Annotated in this window: 16 protein-coding genes and 1 pseudogene; 9 read left to right on the top strand and 8 right to left on the bottom strand. The window is 72.8% G+C overall.

The genetic code is table 11. The annotated features are described in order from the left end of the window. The first annotated feature begins 8 nt into the window (after positions 1 to 8). On the top strand, positions 9 to 806 hold the full coding sequence (locus tag ABT342_RS22195; RefSeq protein ID WP_351576436.1) for a sirohydrochlorin chelatase: 798 nt from the start codon (positions 9 to 11) through the stop codon (positions 804 to 806). Next, complete coding sequence (cobC, locus tag ABT342_RS22200) at positions 790 to 1,863, top strand: Rv2231c family histidinol phosphate aminotransferase CobC (RefSeq protein WP_351576439.1); 1,074 nt, start codon at positions 790 to 792, stop codon at positions 1,861 to 1,863. The genes ABT342_RS22195 and cobC overlap by 17 nt, the downstream gene beginning before the upstream one ends. 653 nt (positions 1,864 to 2,516) lie before the next feature. On the opposite strand, the gene ABT342_RS22205 is transcribed toward cobC, so the two are convergent. Both ABT342_RS22205 and ABT342_RS22210 read right to left on the bottom strand, forming a co-directional pair. Continuing rightward, on the bottom strand, positions 2,517 to 3,422 hold the full coding sequence (locus ABT342_RS22205) for an SCO1860 family LAETG-anchored protein (protein WP_351576442.1): 906 nt from the start codon (positions 3,420 to 3,422) through the stop codon (positions 2,517 to 2,519). Positions 3,423 to 3,746: 324 nt separating this feature from the next. Next, complete coding sequence (locus ABT342_RS22210; protein WP_351576445.1) at positions 3,747 to 4,832, bottom strand: amidohydrolase family protein; 1,086 nt, start codon at positions 4,830 to 4,832, stop codon at positions 3,747 to 3,749. Positions 4,833 to 4,992: 160 nt separating this feature from the next. On the opposite strand from ABT342_RS22210, the gene ABT342_RS22215 reads away from it, so the two are divergent. The 5 genes from ABT342_RS22215 to thpD all read left to right on the top strand — a co-directional run bounded on the left by ABT342_RS22215 (position 4,993) and on the right by thpD (position 9,648). Continuing rightward, the gene (locus tag ABT342_RS22215) at positions 4,993 to 6,096 is read left to right on the top strand and encodes a pyridoxal-phosphate-dependent aminotransferase family protein (RefSeq protein WP_351576535.1); all 1,104 of its coding nucleotides are present in this window, start codon (positions 4,993 to 4,995) and stop codon (positions 6,094 to 6,096) included. A gap of 367 nt (positions 6,097 to 6,463) precedes the next feature. Then, on the top strand, positions 6,464 to 6,961 hold the full coding sequence (gene ectA / locus ABT342_RS22220) for a diaminobutyrate acetyltransferase (protein ID WP_351576448.1): 498 nt from the start codon (positions 6,464 to 6,466) through the stop codon (positions 6,959 to 6,961). 49 nt (positions 6,962 to 7,010) lie between these two features. Beyond that, positions 7,011 to 8,279: a diaminobutyrate--2-oxoglutarate transaminase gene (gene ectB / locus ABT342_RS22225; RefSeq protein ID WP_351576450.1), complete on the top strand. Its 1,269-nt coding sequence runs from the start codon at positions 7,011 to 7,013 to the stop codon at positions 8,277 to 8,279. 71 nt (positions 8,280 to 8,350) lie between these two features. After that, positions 8,351 to 8,779, top strand: a complete 429-nt coding sequence (locus tag ABT342_RS22230) for an ectoine synthase (protein ID WP_351576453.1) — start codon at positions 8,351 to 8,353, stop codon at positions 8,777 to 8,779. Between the two features lie 2 nt (positions 8,780 to 8,781). Beyond that, positions 8,782 to 9,648 (top strand): ectoine hydroxylase, encoded by an 867-nt coding sequence (thpD, locus tag ABT342_RS22235; RefSeq protein ID WP_351576456.1) that lies wholly within the window; start codon positions 8,782 to 8,784, stop codon positions 9,646 to 9,648. A 113-nt stretch (positions 9,649 to 9,761) separates the two neighbouring features. Here the strand turns inward: thpD and ABT342_RS22240 are convergent, their stop codons facing one another. Beyond that, positions 9,762 to 10,838 (bottom strand): alkene reductase, encoded by a 1,077-nt coding sequence (locus ABT342_RS22240; protein ID WP_351576459.1) that lies wholly within the window; start codon positions 10,836 to 10,838, stop codon positions 9,762 to 9,764. 157 nt (positions 10,839 to 10,995) lie between these two features. On the opposite strand from ABT342_RS22240, the gene ABT342_RS22245 reads away from it, so the two are divergent. Then, positions 10,996 to 11,493 carry a MarR family winged helix-turn-helix transcriptional regulator gene (locus ABT342_RS22245; RefSeq protein WP_351576462.1) on the top strand — a complete coding sequence of 166 codons (498 nt, stop codon included), beginning with the start codon at positions 10,996 to 10,998 and terminating at the stop codon, positions 11,491 to 11,493. Positions 11,494 to 11,607: 114 nt separating this feature from the next. Here the strand turns inward: ABT342_RS22245 and ABT342_RS22250 are convergent, their stop codons facing one another. The 4 genes and pseudogenes from ABT342_RS22250 to ABT342_RS22265 form a co-directional block, all read right to left on the bottom strand. Next, positions 11,608 to 13,014, bottom strand: coding sequence for a (2,3-dihydroxybenzoyl)adenylate synthase (locus tag ABT342_RS22250; RefSeq protein ID WP_351576465.1), 1,407 nt, complete (start codon positions 13,012 to 13,014; stop codon positions 11,608 to 11,610). Positions 13,015 to 13,111: 97 nt separating this feature from the next. Beyond that, positions 13,112 to 14,158 (bottom strand): aminotransferase class V-fold PLP-dependent enzyme, encoded by a 1,047-nt coding sequence (locus ABT342_RS22255; protein ID WP_351576468.1) that lies wholly within the window; start codon positions 14,156 to 14,158, stop codon positions 13,112 to 13,114. Between the two features lie 65 nt (positions 14,159 to 14,223). Beyond that, a pseudogene (locus ABT342_RS22260) lies at positions 14,224 to 14,379 on the bottom strand (DsbA family oxidoreductase); the annotation flags it as partial. A 13-nt stretch (positions 14,380 to 14,392) separates the two neighbouring features. After that, positions 14,393 to 14,884, bottom strand: coding sequence for a GNAT family N-acetyltransferase (locus tag ABT342_RS22265; RefSeq protein ID WP_351576471.1), 492 nt, complete (start codon positions 14,882 to 14,884; stop codon positions 14,393 to 14,395). A gap of 117 nt (positions 14,885 to 15,001) precedes the next feature. Here ABT342_RS22265 and ABT342_RS22270 point away from each other — a divergent pair, with 117 nt between their 5' ends. Continuing rightward, entirely contained in the window at positions 15,002 to 16,429 is a 1,428-nt protein-coding gene (locus ABT342_RS22270; RefSeq protein WP_351576474.1) for an MFS transporter, read from the top strand. On the opposite strand, the gene ABT342_RS22275 is transcribed toward ABT342_RS22270, so the two are convergent. Continuing rightward, positions 16,329 to 17,303: an AraC family transcriptional regulator gene (locus tag ABT342_RS22275; protein WP_351576477.1), complete on the bottom strand. Its 975-nt coding sequence runs from the start codon at positions 17,301 to 17,303 to the stop codon at positions 16,329 to 16,331. The two genes, ABT342_RS22270 and ABT342_RS22275, sit on opposite strands and share 101 nt — an antisense overlap. Positions 17,304 to 17,335 lie beyond the last annotated feature (32 nt).

The raw sequence follows: 17,335 nt of genomic DNA on the forward strand, positions 1-17,335 counted from the left end.
GAGAACGTGTGACTTCCCCGCCCGCATTGCTCATCGCCGCACCCGGCGCCCGGCACGACGCCGCGGCGGCGGCCTTCCGGGACTTCGTTGGGCTGCTGGGCAGCCGTCACCCCGACATTCCCGTGGCGGGCGGTCTCGTCGGCGCGGACCGCTGGCCGCTCGGCGAGGCCGTGGCCGAGCTCGTCGCCGCGGGTACGGAGCGGCTCGCGGCGGTCTCGTTGGCCCTGGTGCCCGACGCGCGTGCCGAGACGGCCGTGGCCGAGGCGCTGGAGGCCGCGGGCCGCGACTACCCGGAGGTCGCCGTCGCGCGGGGGCGTGCTCTGGGGGCGCATCCCGCGCTGCTCGCCGTGCTGGAGCGGCGGCTGGACGAGGCGCTCGGCGGGACGGCCCGTACGCCGCGGGACCGCGCCGAGGTGACCGTCCTCCTGGTGGCGCCCGGTTCGACCGACCCGCAGGCCAACGCCGAGGTGCACCGCGCCGCGCGACTGCTCTGGGAGGGCCGGGGGTACGCCGGCGTCGAGACGGCGTTCGTCTCGTCGGCCGCACCCGATGTGCCGACCGGGCTCGACCGCTGCGTACGGCTCGGGGCACGCCGGATCGTCGTCCTGCCGTACGTCCTGTTCGACGGCGGCCCGGTGGACCGGGCCCGGCTGCACGCGGACGGCTGGGCCGAGGCGCACCCGGAGACCGCCGTGCGGTACGCGGACGTGATCGGCCCCGTCGAGGAGTTGGCGGATCTGGTCGTGGAGCGCTACCGGGAGGCCGTCGCGGGTCTCGTGCGGGAGCATCATGCACTCGCCCACTGACCGCCACGATCTGCGGCACCACGGTGACGCGGAGGTGCGCGATCCGCGGCTGACCGATCTGGCGGTCAACGTCCGTACCGGTACTCCCCCGGACTGGCTGCGCGAGCACATCTCCGGGTCGCTGACCTCACTGGCCGCGTACCCCGACGGCCGGGCGGCACGGGCGGCCGTCGCGGCGCGGCACGGGCTGCCCGTGGAGCGGGTCCTGCTGACGGCGGGAACGGCGGAGGCGTTCGTGCTGCTCGCCCGGGCGCTGCGGGTGCGGCGGCCGGTGGTCGTGCACCCGCAGTTCACCGAGCCGGAGGCCGCCCTGCGGGACGCGGGGCACGAGGTGACGCGGGTGCTGCTGCGGGAGGAGGACGGCTTCCGGCTGGATCCGGCGGCCGTTCCCGAGTCGGCCGATCTGGTCGCCGTCGGCAATCCGACGAACCCGACGTCGGTGCTGCATCCGGCCGCGGACATCGCCCGGCTGGCCCGGCCGGGCCGGATCCTGGTGGTCGACGAGGCGTTCATGGACGCGGTGCCGGGCGAGCCGGAGGCCCTGGCCTCGCGGACCGACGTCCCCGGGCTGGTGGTGCTGCGCAGCCTCACCAAGACGTGGGGGCTGGCGGGGCTGCGGATCGGTTACGTACTCGCCGAGCCGGAGACGATCGCCGCGCTGGAGCGGGCGCAGCCGCTGTGGCCGGTGTCCACGCCGGCCCTCGCGGCGGCGGAGGCGTGCGTGTCCACGCGGGCCCTCGCGGAGGCGGCCGAGGCCGCCGAACGCATCGCCAAGGACCGGGCCCATCTGCTGGCCGGGCTGGCGGAGTTCGACGAGGTACGGGTGGTACCGGCGGCGGAGGGTCCCTTCGTCCTGGTCCGTATCGACCGGGCGGACGAGGTGCGGGAGCGACTGCGCGGCCTGGGCTTCGCGGCGCGGCGCGGGGATACGTTTCCGGGGCTGGACGGGCGGTGGCTGCGGCTCGCGGTCCGCGACCGCGCGACAACGAACCGCTTCCTGCAGGCGCTGGATCAGGCGCTGACGATGGTGGCGGCGTGCGGCGCGTCACCGCGATGAGCCTCCGGCGGGGGGCGGGGTGGGCGCGCGGCGCCTCACGGGCGGGCTTGACCGGGAGGCGCCCGTCGGCGAGGGCGCCCCGGTGCCACCGGAGGCAGGTGCGGGCCGGGGCCGCTGGGGGTACGTGCCCCCCCAGGGGGCCGGGCGCCCCGTCCGGTGCCACCCGAGGCAGCTGCATGGCTGCGGGCCGGTGGGTGGTTTGTGCCCACCCGTTCCGCCCCGCGGAACGCATGCCCACAAACCACGGACGACGGCCCGCGCCCGGCGGACGGAGCTAAACCCGCCCTGCGCGTCCCGCCCACCCACGGTCCGCACCCGGTAGACGGAGCTGAACCCACCCCGGCGTGTCCCACCCACCCAGGGCCCGCAGGCGGGCGGCGGATCCGAGCCCACCCTGGCGCGTCCCGCCCGCCCACGGCCCGCACCCGGTAGACGGAGTCGGGGTGGGGGCGTGGAGGGTCGGCCCCGCAGGCCTGGGGGTACCTCCCAGGCGAAGCTCTGGGGGAGGTAATGGCCGGTCGTCTACCTGGGGGGCGGTTTGCCGCCGACGCCGAGGAGTCGAGCCCGGAGGGACCCCGCTCCGCCACCCACCGGCGGTGGCCTGGCCGATGACCTCGACCCGGGGCAACCGGCGGCTGCCGCGTGGGACCGGGTCAGGCGCGGGCGCGGCGGCGGGCCAGGGCCACCGCGGTCGCGCCGATCGCCAGGAGGGCGATCGCGCCGGCAGTGAGGTACGGGGTCAGCGAGCTGCCCCCGGTCTCGGCGAGGTCCGGCGCCTTCAGGGGCTCGGCCGCCGCCTGGGGCTTGATGTCCGGAGCGGACGCCGGTGCCGCCGACGCCGACGGGGACTCGCACGTCGCCGCGGCCAGCGTCACCGTCCCCTCGACCTCCGCGACGTTCAGCTCCAGCGGGTTGACGGACACCTTCAGTTCGAGCGCCGTGGCCGCGGCCGTCCGCGAGGTGACCTCCGTACGGGACAGGTCGAGCGTGACCTCACCGACCCCGGGCACCGCGACCCGGGTCGTACCGCCCGCCGTCAGGGTGACCTTCTTCCCGAGCACCCTGACCGTGCCGAGCAGGTTCGACTGGGCGACGGGCTGCTTGCCCGCCTCGCACACCGCCTTGGACGTGACCTTCTCGACCTCGATGAGGGACAGCAACGGCAGCCCGGGGACGTGCACCCTCGCATGGGCGAGGTTGGTCTGCCCCTCCGCCCTGTGCCGGTCCGCGGTCGCCTTCGCCGTCGCGACGTCCGCCCGGAGCACACTGAACGGCCTGCCCCGGTCGACGCTGTCCAGCTGCACGCTCAGGGCGGTCTTCTCGGCGCTCGCGGGCGCCTGCACCTCGTTGAGCGAGGCCTTCAGCGGCACGTTGACGGTCTTGTTGAGCAGGGAGACGTCGAGGCCGGTGCGGAGCACGACCGCACTCGCCCGCCCGTCACCGCCGCCCGTGGCGTGGGCCGGTGCCGCGACGGCGAGCGCCATCGGCCCGGCGGCCAGCCCGGTGACCAGCCCGGTGGTCAGCGCGGCGGAGAGCGTGCGGCAGGTGTTGCTGTTCAAGGTGGTGGAACCCCCACAGGAGACATGACGTCACCGAACCCGCCCGCAACAGGGACTCGTGCGCGGTGGCGGCGACTGAGAACACCGGAATCCTTACGCACTGAGAGTGAACCGGCAGACACCTGACGTGAGTTCACCCCAAAGGGGGGTTTCCGCCCAGGCATTCGATTAAGAGGGCACAAGTATTCCCGTCACCACCGCCTGATGGCCCGAACACGGCGCATACCCGGCGCAGATCGGGCGCAGACGAGGCGCACGCCCGATACGCAGCGCACGCACGCCAGGTGCCTCAACGATCCGAACCCCTCCCGCGTCACCACCACGTCAACCGATGACCCGCCCCCGCAGAATCACCCTGCGCGGCGCCGCCAGCACCCGCACGTCCGCCCGCGGATCGGCCTCGTACACCACCAGATCCGCCTCGGCGCCCTCCTCCAGCCCCGGCCGCCCCAGCCAGCGCCTCGCTCCCCACGCCGTCGCCGAGAGCGCCTCCACCGCCGGGATGCCCGCCTTCACGAGCTCCGCGACCTCCGCCGCGACGAGCCCGTGCGGCAGCGATCCGCCCGCGTCGGTGCCGACGTAGACGGGGATGCCGGCGTCGTACGCCGAGCGGACCGTGTCGTAGCGGCGCTCGTGCAGCCGCCGCATATGGGCCGACCAGCGCGGGAACTTCCCCTCCCCGCCCGCCGCGAGCCGCGGGAACGTGGCGATGTTGACCAGGGTGGGGACGATCGCCACGCCCCGTTCGGCGAACAGCGGAATGGTCTCGTCCGTCAGCCCCGTCGCATGCTCGATGCAGTCGATACCCGCCTCGACCAGATCGCGCAGCGAGTCCTCGGCGAAGCAGTGCGCGGTGACGCGCGCACCCAGCCGGTGCGCCTCGGCGATGGCCGCCTCGACGGCGCCTCGCGGCCAGCACGCGCCCAGGTCGCCCGCCTCGCGGTCGAGCCAGTCGCCGACGAGCTTGACCCAGCCGTCACCGCGCCGCGCCTCCCTCGCCACGTACGCGACGAGGTCCTCGGGCTCGATCTCGTGGGCGTAGTTGCGGATGTAGCGGCGGGTGCGGGCGATGTGCCTCCCGGCCCGGATGATCTTCGGCAGGTCCTCCCGGTCGTCGATCCACCGGGTGTCGGCGGGCGAGCCCGCGTCCCTGATGAGGAGCGTGCCGGCGTCCCGGTCGGTCAGCGCCTGCTTCTCGCTGGTCGCCTCGTCCACCGCGCCGTGCGCGTCGAGGCCGACATGGCAGTGCGCGTCGACGAGCCCCGGCAGCGCCCAGCCCTCGATCGTCCGCGCCTCGCCGGCGGGCCGCCGGTACGTGATCCGGCCGCCGACCACCCACAGCTCGTCCCGCACCTCCTCGGGCCCGACGAGCACCCGCCCCTTCACATGCAGCACCACGTGATCGCTCATGACCAGCACTCTACGAGCCCTGCCCTACCCTCGACCGAGGACGACCGAGGACAACCGAGAACGTTCGACGACCTCGCACGACTCGAAGACACGACCCGAAGACACGACCCGAAGACACGTCCCGATGACACGCCCCGCAGAGAGCGAAGAGAGCACCGCCGTGACACACCCGTTCCTGGACCTGGCCCCGCTGACCGCCGCGCACTTCGCGGACATCGAGCGAAGGGTCGCCGCCCTGCTCTCCACCGAGCAGGACGTGGTCATCACCCAGGGCGAGGCGCTGCTCCCGCTGGAGGGCTGCATCCGCAGCGGCGCCCGGCCGGGTTCGGCCGCGCTGAACGTGGTCACGGGGCCGTACGGCCAGACCTTCGGGAACTGGCTGCGTGACTGCGGGGCGGCGGTGATCGATCTGTCGGTGCCGTTCCACACCGCCGTGACCGCCGACCTGATCGCGCGGGCGCTGCACGAGCACCCGGAGATCGACTTCGTCTCCCTCGTCCACGCCGAGGCGGCCACCGGCAACACCAACCCGGTCGCGGAGATCGGCGAGGTGGTCCGCGCCCATGGCGCGCTGTTCATGCTGGACGCCGTCGCCTCCGTGGGCGCCGAGCCGCTGCTGCCCGACGCGTGGGGCGTCGACCTGTGTGTGATCGGGGCGCAGAAGGCGATGGGCGGCCCGGCCGGGGTCTCCGCGGTGTCGGTGAGCGAGCGCGCCTGGGAGCGGTTCGCGGCGAACCCGGCCGCGCCCCGCCACTCGTACCTCTCGCTGCTGGACTGGAAGGAGCGCTGGATCGACGGCGGCCGCAAGGCACTGCTCCACGCCCCCGCGCAGTTGGAGATGCTGGCGCTGGACGCCTGCCTGGAGCGGATCGAGGCGGAGGGCCTGGACGCGCTGACGGGACGGCACGCCTCCGCCGCCGCGGCGACGCGCGCGGGCGCGCTGGCGCTGGGCGGCGGCCTCACGCCGTACGTCCACGAGGCGAAGGACGCGGCCCCGGTGGCGACCACACTGCGCTCCCCCGCCGGTGTCGACGCCTCCGATCTGGTCGCGAAGGCACTGGCGGCCGATCCGGCACTGCCGCTGGTCGCGGGGGGCGGCGCGCTGTCCTCGGAGATGATCCGGGTGAACCACTACGGGGCGGACGCGAGCCGTGGCGCCGTGCAGTCCTCACTGGCGGCGCTGGGCGGGGCACTCGGCGAGTACGGCCGCGAGGTGGACCTGGAGGGGGCCCGCCGGGCGGCGGCGGACGCCTGGCGGCGCTGATCCCGGTCCTGCCCCACACCCGACAGCACCCCACCTTCACACCCTCGACAAACAAACAAATAGCGCATGAATTCAAAAATGCGGGGAGCTACTTTATCGAGAGTAGCTCCCCGCATTCTTCTGCCCGGTTTTCAGCACCCTAAACACTAAAGTTTCGACAGGGCCCGAATCCCATATTCCAGACAGGTTACACGCATGTGACCGACCCCACATCCAAGATTTTTTTGTCCCATAACTCCCGGTCAAACGGGGAGAGTTCGGTACGGCCTCGCGCGGCGCCCGCGCCCGCGCGATAACACAGAAAGGTGCGCCACCCAACCCCCTCCCCCGATGCAATCCGAGAATTCCCTCGGTAAATTCAATCCGCATGACCACCGCATTGAGCATCGACAGCCCACGAGTGGAGGACGGAGCCGCGATCTGGCGAATAGCCCGCGACTCCGAGGTTCTCGACCTCAACTCCTCGTACAGCTATCTGCTGTGGTGCCGTGACTTCGCCGCGACCTCCGTGGTGGCCCGCGGCACGGACGGCGAGCCGATCGCGTTCGTCACCGGATACATCAGACCGCAGCGCCCGGACGTACTCGTCGTCTGGCAGGTCGCCGTCGACCACGGCCACCGCGGCCGCGGTCTGGCCGGCACGCTGCTCGACGCGCTGACCCACCGCGTCGGCGCCGCGCACGGTATCCGCTCCATCGAGACGACCGTCACCCCGGACAACACCGCCTCCGACCGCCTGTTCACGTCGTACGCCGAGCGCCGCGGCGCGTCGCTGGAGCGCGAGGTCCTCTTCGACGGGGGGCTGTTCCCCGACGGAGGGCACCAGCCCGAAGTGCTGTACCGCATCGGCCCGATCGCCGCCTGACCGCAGTCCGACCGCCGTCCGACGACCCCCACCTCAGGAGAGAACCGCTGTGACCATCACCCCGCCCGCCCTGAGCGTCTTCGAGACCCTGGAGTCGGAGGTGCGCAGCTACTGCCGTGGTTGGCCCGCCGTGTTCGACCGCGCGCAGGGCGCCCGCCTCACCGATGAGGACGGCCACACCTTCCTCGACTTCTTCGCCGGTGCCGGATCACTCAACTACGGCCACAACAACCCGGTACTCAAACGCGCGCTGCTCGACTACCTGGAACGCGACGGCATCACGCACGGCCTGGACATGGCGACGACCGCCAAGCGCGCGTTCCTGGAGTCCTTCCAGAACATCGTGCTGCGGCCGCGCGACCTCCCGTACAAGGTCATGTTCCCCGGCCCGACCGGCACCAACGCGGTGGAGGCGGCGCTCAAGCTGGCCCGCAAGGTGAAGGGGCGCGAGTCGATCGTCTCGTTCACCAACGCCTTCCACGGGATGTCGCTCGGCTCGCTCGCCGTCACCGGCAACGCCTTCAAGCGGGCCGGGGCCGGGATTCCGCTGGTGCACGGCACCCCGATGCCGTTCGACAACTATCTCGACGGCCAGGTCCCGGACTTCCTCTGGTTCGAGCGGCTCCTGGAGGACCAGGGCTCGGGCCTGAACAAGCCGGCCGCGGTCATCGTCGAGACCGTGCAGGGCGAGGGCGGCATCAACGTGGCGCGTCCCGAGTGGCTGCGCGCCCTCGCCGACCTCTGCCACCGCCGCGACATGCTGCTCATCGTCGACGACATCCAGATGGGCTGCGGCCGCACCGGTGCCTTCTTTTCCTTCGAGGAGGCGGGCATCACCCCGGACATCGTCACCCTGTCGAAGTCCATCAGCGGCTACGGACTGCCCATGTCGCTGTGCCTGTTCAACCCGGAGCTGGACGTCTGGGAGCCGGGCGAGCACAACGGCACGTTCCGCGGCAACAACCCGGCCTTCGTGACCGCCACCGCGGCCCTGGACACGTACTGGGCCGACGGCCAGATGGAGAAGCAGACGCTGGCCCGTGGCGAGCAGGTCGAGCAGGCGCTGCTCGCGATCTGCGACGAGAACTCGGCCGACGGGGCCCACTACCGGGGCCGCGGCCTGGTCTGGGGCCTGGAGTTCGCCGACAAGGCGCGCGCGGGCGCCGTCTGCGCGCGCGCCTTCGAACTCGGGCTGCTGCTGGAGACCTCGGGTCCGCAGAGCGAGGTGGTGAAGCTGCTGCCGCCGCTCACCGTGACCGTCGACGAGCTGGACGAGGGGCTGCGCACCCTCGCCCGCGCCGTCCGCGAGACCGCCTGAGGCCGTCCGGCGCCCCGACACCACCCGGCACCGCCGGGCACCGTACGTAAGAGAAGGGATCTGAACGCACCGTGATCGTCCGATCGTTCAAGGACATCGAGAACACCGACCGGCACGTCAAGTCGAAGTCCGGCACCTGGGAGAGCAAGCGGATCGTGCTCGCCAAGGAGAAGGCCGGGTTCTCGCTCCACGAGACCGTCCTGTACGCGGGTACGGAGACGTCGATGTGGTACGCGAACCACATCGAGGCCGTGCTCTGCGTGGAGGGTGAGGCCGAGCTCACGAACGACGAGACCGGCGAGACGCACTGGATCGAGCCCGGCACGATGTACCTGCTGGACGGCCACGAGCGGCACACCATGCGCCCGAAGACCGACTTCCGCTGCGTCTGTGTCTTCAACCCTCCCGTGACCGGACGGGAGGACCACGACGAGAACGGCGTCTACCCTCCCCCAGAGCCGGAGGCCTGGGGGGACCCCCAGCTGACGGAGGAGGCGTGACCATGACGACGACGGTGACGGATCTCTACCCGACGCGCGGCACGACCGAGGCGCTCACCCCGCGCCAGGACCCGGTCGTCTGGGGTGACGCGCCCGGCCTCGAGTCGTACGAACGGGACGGCTTCCTCGCGGTCGAGCAGCTGATCACTCCGGACGAGGTCGCGGTCTACCGCGCCGAGCTGGACCGGCTGATCTCCGATCCGGCGGTACGGGCCGACGAACGCGCGATCGTCGAGCCGAAGTCGCAGGACGTACGGTCGGTCTTCGAGGTGCACCGGATCAGCGAGGTCTTCGCGGGTCTGGTCCGGGACGAGCGGGTGGTGGGCACGGCCCGGAAGATCCTCGGCTCGGACGTGTACGTCCACCAGTCCCGTATCAACGTGAAGCCCGGCTTCGGGGCCTCCGGCTTCTACTGGCACTCCGACTTCGAGACCTGGCACGCCGAGGACGGACTGCCCCGGATGCGGACCGTGTCGGTGTCGATCGCGCTCACCGAGAACTACGACACCAACGGCGGGCTGATGATCATGCCCGGCTCGCACCGCACGTTCCTCGGCTGCGCGGGCGCCACGCCCGAGGACAACTACAAGCAGTCGCTGAAGATGCAGGACGCGGGGACCCCGTCGGACGAGGCCCTGACCGCGCTCGCGGACCGGCACGGGATCCGGCTGTTCACCGGCAGGGCGGGTTCGGCGACCTGGTTCGACTGCAACTGCATGCACGGCTCAGGGGACAACATCACCCCGTATCCGCGCAGCAATGTCTTCATCGTCTTCAACAGCGTGGAGAACGCGGCCCAGGAGCCCTTCGCGGCGCCGGTGCCGCGGCCCTCCTTCATCGGAGCGAGGGACTTCACTCCTGTGCGCTGAGCACGACGAGCCAGAGGCGCTGGACACGGGCCGGGGGCCGGACGCGGAGTACGCGACCGGCCCCCTCCCCCCGTTTCCCCCGTATCCCCTGTTCCCTCGTACCCGTGCGCCCGTCAGTTCGTGAGGGCCGGGTAGTCGATGTAGCCCTTGTCGTCCCCGCCGAAGAACGTGGCGGTGTCGGGGGTGTTGTAGGGCCCACCCGCCGCGAGCCGGGCCGGCAGGTCCGGGTTGGCGAGGAAGAGCGCGCCGTACGCCACGATGTCGGCGACGCCGTCCTCGACCAGCGCGAGCGCATCGGGTCCCGTCGGCCCGTCGGTGAACGGGTTGAGGATGAAGGTGCTGGTGGACGCCTTGCGCAGGGCGAGTGTCAGTTCCCGGTGGCCCGGCACCATCTCGACGACGTGGAGGTAGCCGAGGCCCAGCGGCTCCAGGGCGCCGACCAGCGCGGTGTAGGTCGCCTCGGTGTCCGTCTCGGCGATGTCGTTGTACGTGTTCCCGGGCGAGATGCGCAGGCCCGTGCGCCCGGCGCCGATCGCGTCCGCCACGGCCCGGGTCACCTCGACCGCGAAGCGGATGCGGTTCTCGACGGAGCCGCCCCATTCGTCGGTGCGCCGGTTGGTGTTGGTGGAGAGGAACTGGTGGATGAGGTAGCCGTTGGCACCGTGCAGCTCCACCCCGTCGAAGCCCGCCTCGATCGCGTTGCGCGCGGCGTCCACGTACTCGCCGATGGTGGCGCGCACCTCGTCACCGGACAGCTCGCGCGGCGGGACGAAGTCCTGGAGACCTTCGCCCGTGAACAGCTGGCCGGCGGGGGTGACGGCGGACGGCGCGACGCTGACCAGCTCCTGGTCCGGCCAGATCACGGGGTGCCCGATCCGGCCCGCGTGCATGAGCTGCGCGAAGATCCGGCCGCCCTTGGCGTGGACGGCGTCCGTGACCTCGCGCCAGGCGGCGACCTGCTCGCGGCTGTGCAGACCGGGGGTGTTGGGGTAGCCCTGGCCGATCACGGAGGGCTGGATGCCCTCGGTGATGATCAGACCGGCAGAGGCGCGCTGCGCGTAGTACTCGACCACGGAGTCGGTCGGGGTCAGGCCCGGTCCGTGGGCGCGGCTGCGGGTCATCGGCGCCATCGCGATGCGGTTGGCGAGCTGCGTGCCGGACAGGTCGATCGGGTCGAAGGCGGTGGTCATGACGGCTCCCGGAGAACGAGACTATTGGTCGGCCAAGTAAGTGCGCCGAGGTCCACTGTAACCCATTCGTTGGCCGACCAAGGTAATCTGTGGGTGGGCACGTGTGGGACCGTCGAAGGCGCCACAGAATTCCCCAGCGGCGCCCCGAGGAGGCCCGATGAAACCCGAGGCCGACCCCGTCTGTACCGTCGACAGGCTGCCGGCCGCCGCCCGCAGCGGCCCGGTCAGCCATGCCGTCTCCCGGGTGGCGAGGCTCCACCGGATCGCCGCCGGGAAACTGCTCAAGCAGGTCGGGCTCTACCCCGGCCAGGAGATGGTGATGATGCATCTCTGGGCCGGCGGACCCGTACGCCAGTCGGACCTCATCAAGACCTGCGAACTCGACCCGTCGACCGTCACCAAGATGCTCCAGCGCCTGGAGCAGTCGGGCCACGTCCGGCGCCGCCCCGACCCGGCGGACCGGCGCGCGGTGCTGGTCGAGGCCACCGAAGCCAGCTGCGCGCTCCTGTCCGAGGTGTCGCGGGCCTGGGGCGAACTGGAGCAGCGCACCCTCGCCGGGCTCGACCCCGAGGAGCGCACCGAGCTGGCCCGGCTGCTGGCCAAGGTCGAGGGGAACCTCTGCACGGAGACGGGGGGCTGCCCGGACACCCCCTAGCTAGCGCTGCGACCGGAGAGGTTCACCGGCTCGCGACGCCCGGCGAACCTTTGCGGTCACAGCGCCGGCCAGGTCGTGTCTTCGACGTCCCGTCCGCCCGGCGGGCGGGCGACGCTACTTCGCGATACGGCCGGTCACCACCAGGTTGCCGCCCGGGGTGCGCCGCGCCAGGACTCCGGTGCGGAAGTAGCCGTCGGCGGTGAAGGAACGCGCGTTGTGGTCGGGCGCCCGGTAGTAGCCCCGCGGAGTGTACGGACCGCGGGCGAGGAGTTCGCCGGGCTCCCCGTCGGCCACGTCCTTGCCGTCGACGTCGACCACGCGGATCTGGTCGTCGGGCGAGAGCGGGCGGCCCTGCGTGGTGAGCACGGTCTCGTCCGGATCGGCGGGCCGGGTGAGCGTGAGCACCCCCTCGGGCATGCCGAAGACCTGCTGCAGGCCACAGCCCAACGCGTGGCCCGTCCTTTCGGCGGTCGCCCGGTCCACGGGCGCGCCGCCGATCTGCACGAGGCGCAGACTGCTCACGTCGGCCCGGACCGTGGGAAGCGCGTCGAGCCAGAGCTCGGCGTCGGCGGGCACCACCGACGTGAGGGTGACCCGCTCGCGTTCGATGGCCGCCAGGCATTCGGCGGGTCCCGGGTCGTCGGCCAGGACGACGGTGCCGCCGACGGAGAGGGTGCCGACGATTCCGGGGCAGCCGAGGGTGAAGGGGGACTCGGCGGAAAGCGCGGCCAGATACACGTCGTTCTCGGTGAGCGACACCAGCTCGGCGGCGGCCCGCGCCTGGTAGGCGTAGTCGTTGTGGGTGCGCGGAACGAGCTGGGGCTCCGCGCCGCTACCGCCGGAGAGCAGGAAGAACGCCACCTGGTCGGCGCTCAGCGCGAGCGCGGGGACGGGCGGGGAGTCGATGGCGCCCAGCGGGAAGTAGTGGCAGCCCGACGGGTCGGTCGTATAGCCGCCGTACGGGTTCGAGGTGCCCGGCTCCTCAAGGATGAACACCCGCCGCAGGAAGGGCCCGCCGGCCGCGATGTCCGCGGCCATCGCCCTGTGGTCGAAGCCCTTGTACGTCGCGGGACCGACGTAGCCGACGGCCTGGGTGACGTGCACCAGGTCGGACATCTCCGCCGCGCGGTGCGAGAGCGGGCAGAGCACGGGGACCGCGCCGGCGCGCATCAGCGCGAACACGGTGATGACGAACTCGGGCACGTTCGGGAGCTGGACGACGACCCGTTGCCCGGGCCGGATGCTGAGCTGCCGCAGCCCGGCGGCCATGCGGTCCACGCGCCGGTTCAGGGCCGCGTACGTGATGCGGGTGCCTTCGTGCACGAGCGCGGTCCGCGGTCCGTACTGCAGGGCCCAGCCGCGCAACAGGTTGTCCAGCGTGTTGCCACGCCAGTGCCCGACCGCCCAGTAGCGGTCGACGAACTCCTCGGGCCAGGGCGTACAGCCGTCGAGCATGGATGTCTCCTCCTCGACGCCGGGGAGCAACCCCGTCGTCTTGATCTTGGCAATCCAATCCGTCAACACCCCCGCAAGCAAGGTGCGTTCTCGACCATGGACGCCTAAATCCCTCGGCGGAAAGACCAATGAGCGCCGCTGAACAGGCGAAATGACCCGGTTTCTAGGGAGCCAGCGCCTCCAGTGCGCGGTCCACATCGGCGTCGCGGTTGTAGAGGTGGAACGAGACCCGCAGAGTGCCCCCGCGCCCCGTGACGAGGACCCCTGCCCTGGCGAGCTCCGGCTGCCGGTCACCGAGCCCCGGGACGGCGACGATGCCGGAGTCCCCCGGGACGGGTGTGTGGCCCAGCTCGGAGAGCCCTTCCCGGAAGCGGGCCGCGAGGGCCGTGTTGTGGGCGTGGATCGCGTCGACGCCGATCTCCTCCAGCAGGGCGAGGGACTGCTCGGCCCCGTGGTACGCGAGGAAGGACGGCGGCTCGTCGTACCGCCGGGCCGACTCGGCGAACCGCTCCACCGGCCCGTAGAAGCTCCCCGCCGACCCCTGCGCCGCGACCCAGCCCGCGTGCGCCGGCGGCAGCGACTCCTGCGCCTCGGCGGTGACGGTGAGGAACGACGTACCGCGCGGGCAGAGCAGGTACTTGAAGGCACCGGTGACGGTGTAGTCGTACGCCCCCGCGTCCAGCGGCAGCCAGCCCGCCGACTGGCTGGCGTCGACGAGGACACGGGCACCGTGCGCGGTCGCGGCCGCCCGCACCGCCGCCAGATCCGCGACGCGCCCGTCGAAGGACTGCACGGCGGACAGCCCGACCAGCGCGGTACCGGGACCGACGGCGTCGGCGATCCCGGCCAGCGGCGCGTACCGCACCTTCAGATCGCCGCGCACCGTGAAGGGGGTGATGACGGAGCTGAAGTCGCCTTCGGGAAACACGACTTCGGCACCCGCCGGCAGCGACGCGGCGATCAGCGCGACATGCACCGCGACCGAGCCGCCGACGGCGACGCGGTCCTCGTGCACTCCGACGAGCCGTGCGAAGGAGGCCCGCGAGGCCTCGACGGTGTCGAAGTCGCCCGCGCCGTCGGGCCGTCCGTCCGCGCCCGACTCGGCGAGCTTCTTGACCGCCTCGACGGTGCGGCGCGGCAGCAGACCGCAGCTGGAGGTGTTCAGATAGGTCGACGTGGGCGCGAACTCGGCGCTGCTCAGGGTGTCCATGGGATCACCCTGAAACCCCGCCAACCGTGAGTCAATCGCGTATTTTCACGACCACCCGTAATCCCCTACGCGTGGGCTCCGACCGTCCGCCCCTGCCACGCCTGCTCCAGGGCCTGGGTGAAGATCTCGGCGGGCTGCCCGCCCGAGACCTCGTAGCGGCGGTCGATGACGAAGAACGGCACCGCGCTCGCCCCGAGTTCGACGGCCTCGCGCTCGTCCGCCACCGCGCCCCGCTCATTCCCCGGCCGCCCCGTCGAGCCGGAGGATCAGCACCAGATGGGCCCCGGCGCGCGGGCCGTCCGGGTCGGGGGTCCAGCCCCTGGCCGCGTAGAAGGCCTGGGCGCGTGTGTTGTGCTCGTAGACCTCCAGGCGGGCCGTGCGCGCCCCGGCCCGGCGCCAGGCGGTGAGGCATGCGGTGTGCAGGGCGCTGCCGATGCCGTGGCGCCAGTGGGACGGGGCGACGTGGAGCTGGGTGAGGGTGAGGACGCCGTCGTCCGAGCGGTGCGCGGCGACGCCGACGATCTTCCCGTCCCGTACGGCGCACAGCACGTCGCCGCGCGCGATGGCCCGGCCCCAGCCGTCGCGGGTGCGGGCGTGCTCGGCGGGGCTGTCGAACAGGTGGTCCGGGATGCGGCCGCGGTAGTACGTGGCGCGGGCCTCGGCGTGCAGGAGTGCGATGGCGTCGAGGTCGGCTGCGGTGGCGGGGCGTATCTCGGTGGGGACCATGATGGTCAGGACGCGGGGGCGGGAGACGGCGGTTGCCGGGTGGGTGTGGCCAGATCCTCAGGAGGGATGGCGATCGAGCCACTCCCTTCGCCGGGGAGCAGCCAGCAGGGTGGCCCCATGGCATTGAAACCGACCGACCCGCGCACCCTTCATGACGCGAACGACACCCCTGGCGACGGCATCCGGCCCGGGACCGGTCCGGGGGCGCGGGCGACGTTGGTCGCCGCGCTGCTCGGGTTCGCGCTGATCACCCTGGACGCGTCGGTCGTGAATGTGGCGCTGCCCGCCGTCGAGGGCGAGCTGGGCGGCGGGCTGAGCGGGCTGCAGTGGGTTGTGGACGGGTACACCCTGGCGTTCGCGGCGCTGATGCTGTCGACCGGCGCGCTGTCCGACCGGATCGGGGCGCGGCGGGCGTACGCGGCCGGGGTCGCCGTCTTCACGCTGGCCTCGGCGGGCTGTGGGCTGGCGCCGGGGCTGGAGGCGCTGATCGGCGCGCGGGTGGTGCAGGGGATGGCGGCGGCCGTGATGCTGCCCGCGTCGCTGGCGCTGGTGCGGCAGGCGTTCCCGGACGCGGGGCCGCGGGCGCGGGCGGTGGCGCTGTGGGCGGCGGGCGGCTCGGTGGCCGTGGCGCTCGGGCCGGTGGCCGGTGGGGCGCTGACGACGGCGTGGGACTGGCGGGCGATCTTCTTCGTCAACCTTCCGGCGGGGGCGGCGGCGCTCGTCCTGCTGGCCCGTACGCCGCGTTCGCGGCGCCGGCCCGCGCCGCTGGACCTGCCGGGGCAGCTGACCGCCGCCACCGGGATCGCGGCGCTGACGTTCGCCGTGATCGAGGGCGGCCGGGCGGGGCTCGTGGCGCTGGTGGTGGGGGTCGTCGCGCTGGCGGCGTTCCTCGCCGTCGAGTCGCGGCACCCGCACCCGGTGGTGCCGCTCGGCCTGTTCCGTGACCGCGCGGTGTCGGTGCCGGTCGCGGTCGGCGCGGCGAACAGCGTCGCGTTCTACGGGATCGTCTTCGTACTGAGCCTGTTCTTCCAGCAGCAGCGGGGGCAGTCGGCGCTCGCGGCCGGGCTGATGTTCCTGCCGATGACCGCGCTGATCCCGGTCGTGAACATCCTCGCGGGGCGCCTGGCGGGCCGCTACGGTCCGAGGCTGCCCATGCTCGTGGGCCAGCTGGTGGCCGCCTCGGGGGCGCTGCTCCTGCTGCCGGTCACCGCGCGGACCCCGGCCCCGCTGGTGGCGGCCCTGACGGTGCCCCTCGCCCTGGGCGCGGCCCTGACGATCCCGCCGCTCACCTCCGCCCTGATGGAGGCGGTCCCCGCCGCGCGCGCGGGCCTCGCCGCGGGCGTGCTCAACGCGGCCCGCCAGACGGCGGGCGGCCTGGCGGTCGCGGCGTTCGGCGCGCTCGTCGCGGACGGGTTCGTGACCGGGATGCGTACGAGTCTGCTGATCAGCGCGGGCCTGCTGACGCTGACGGCGCTGGCGACGGGCCTGGCGACGGCACGGAGTCGCGCCGGTAGCGGCCCGGCGGCAGCCCGTACTCCCTCTTGAAGGCCTTGGCGAAGGCGAACTCCGAGGCGTATCCGGCGCGCGCCGCGACCGTGCGCAGCGGCGCGTCGGACTCGCGCAGCAGCCGGCCCGCCGTGGTCAGCCGCCACCAGGTCAGATACGCCAGCGGGGACTGGCCGACCAGAGCGGTGAACCGGCGGGCGAAGGCGGCGCGGGACAGGCCCGCCCGCGCGCCGAGTTCCTCCACCGTCCAGGGGTGGGCCGGGTCGCCGTGCATGGCGTCCAGCGCGGCGGTCACGGCCGGGTCGCCGAGGGCCGCCGCCCAGCCCGTGGGCTCGCCCGCGCGCTCCTCGCGCCACCATGCGCGCAGCAGGTACAGCAGCATCGTGTCCAGGAGCGCGGGCACGAGCGCGTCGGACCCGGGCTGCGGTTCGGCCAGTTCGGCGCCGAGGAGTTCGACGGTGGCGCGCAGCGCGGGGTACTGGCCGACCCGGGCCGGGAAGCGGATCACCGGGGGCAGATCGGCGAGCAGCGGATGCGCCCGCGCCCTGCTCAGCTGGTACGCCCCGCACAGCATGAGCGTCGTCGGCCGACGGTCCGTGGCCGGGTCGGCGGCGGCCCGGGTGCCCGGCCGGCTGCCGTCAGGGGCGAGGGAGACCTCGTCGAGCGGTGTGTCGGGGTGGTCGGCGAGGCCGTAGCCGTAGCCCCGGGCCAGGAAGACCACGTCGCCGGGGCCGAGCAGGACGGGCTGCGCGTCCTCGGGCGGCAGCAGCCACGCCGAGCCCTGGAGCACGACGTGGAATCCGGCGCCCTCGGTGGCCGGGAAACGGTCGCCCCAGGGCGCGTACTTGATGGTGCGTGAGGAGTGGGGCCGACCCGTGCGCATGGCGGCGATCGCGTCGCTCAGTACGTCCATGCGCTCACCGTAACGCAGTGCGTGCGAGACGC

It is taken from the genome of Streptomyces sp. NPDC000410 (assembly GCF_040300305.1).
Classification (GTDB): Bacteria; Actinomycetota; Actinomycetes; order Streptomycetales; family Streptomycetaceae; genus Streptomyces.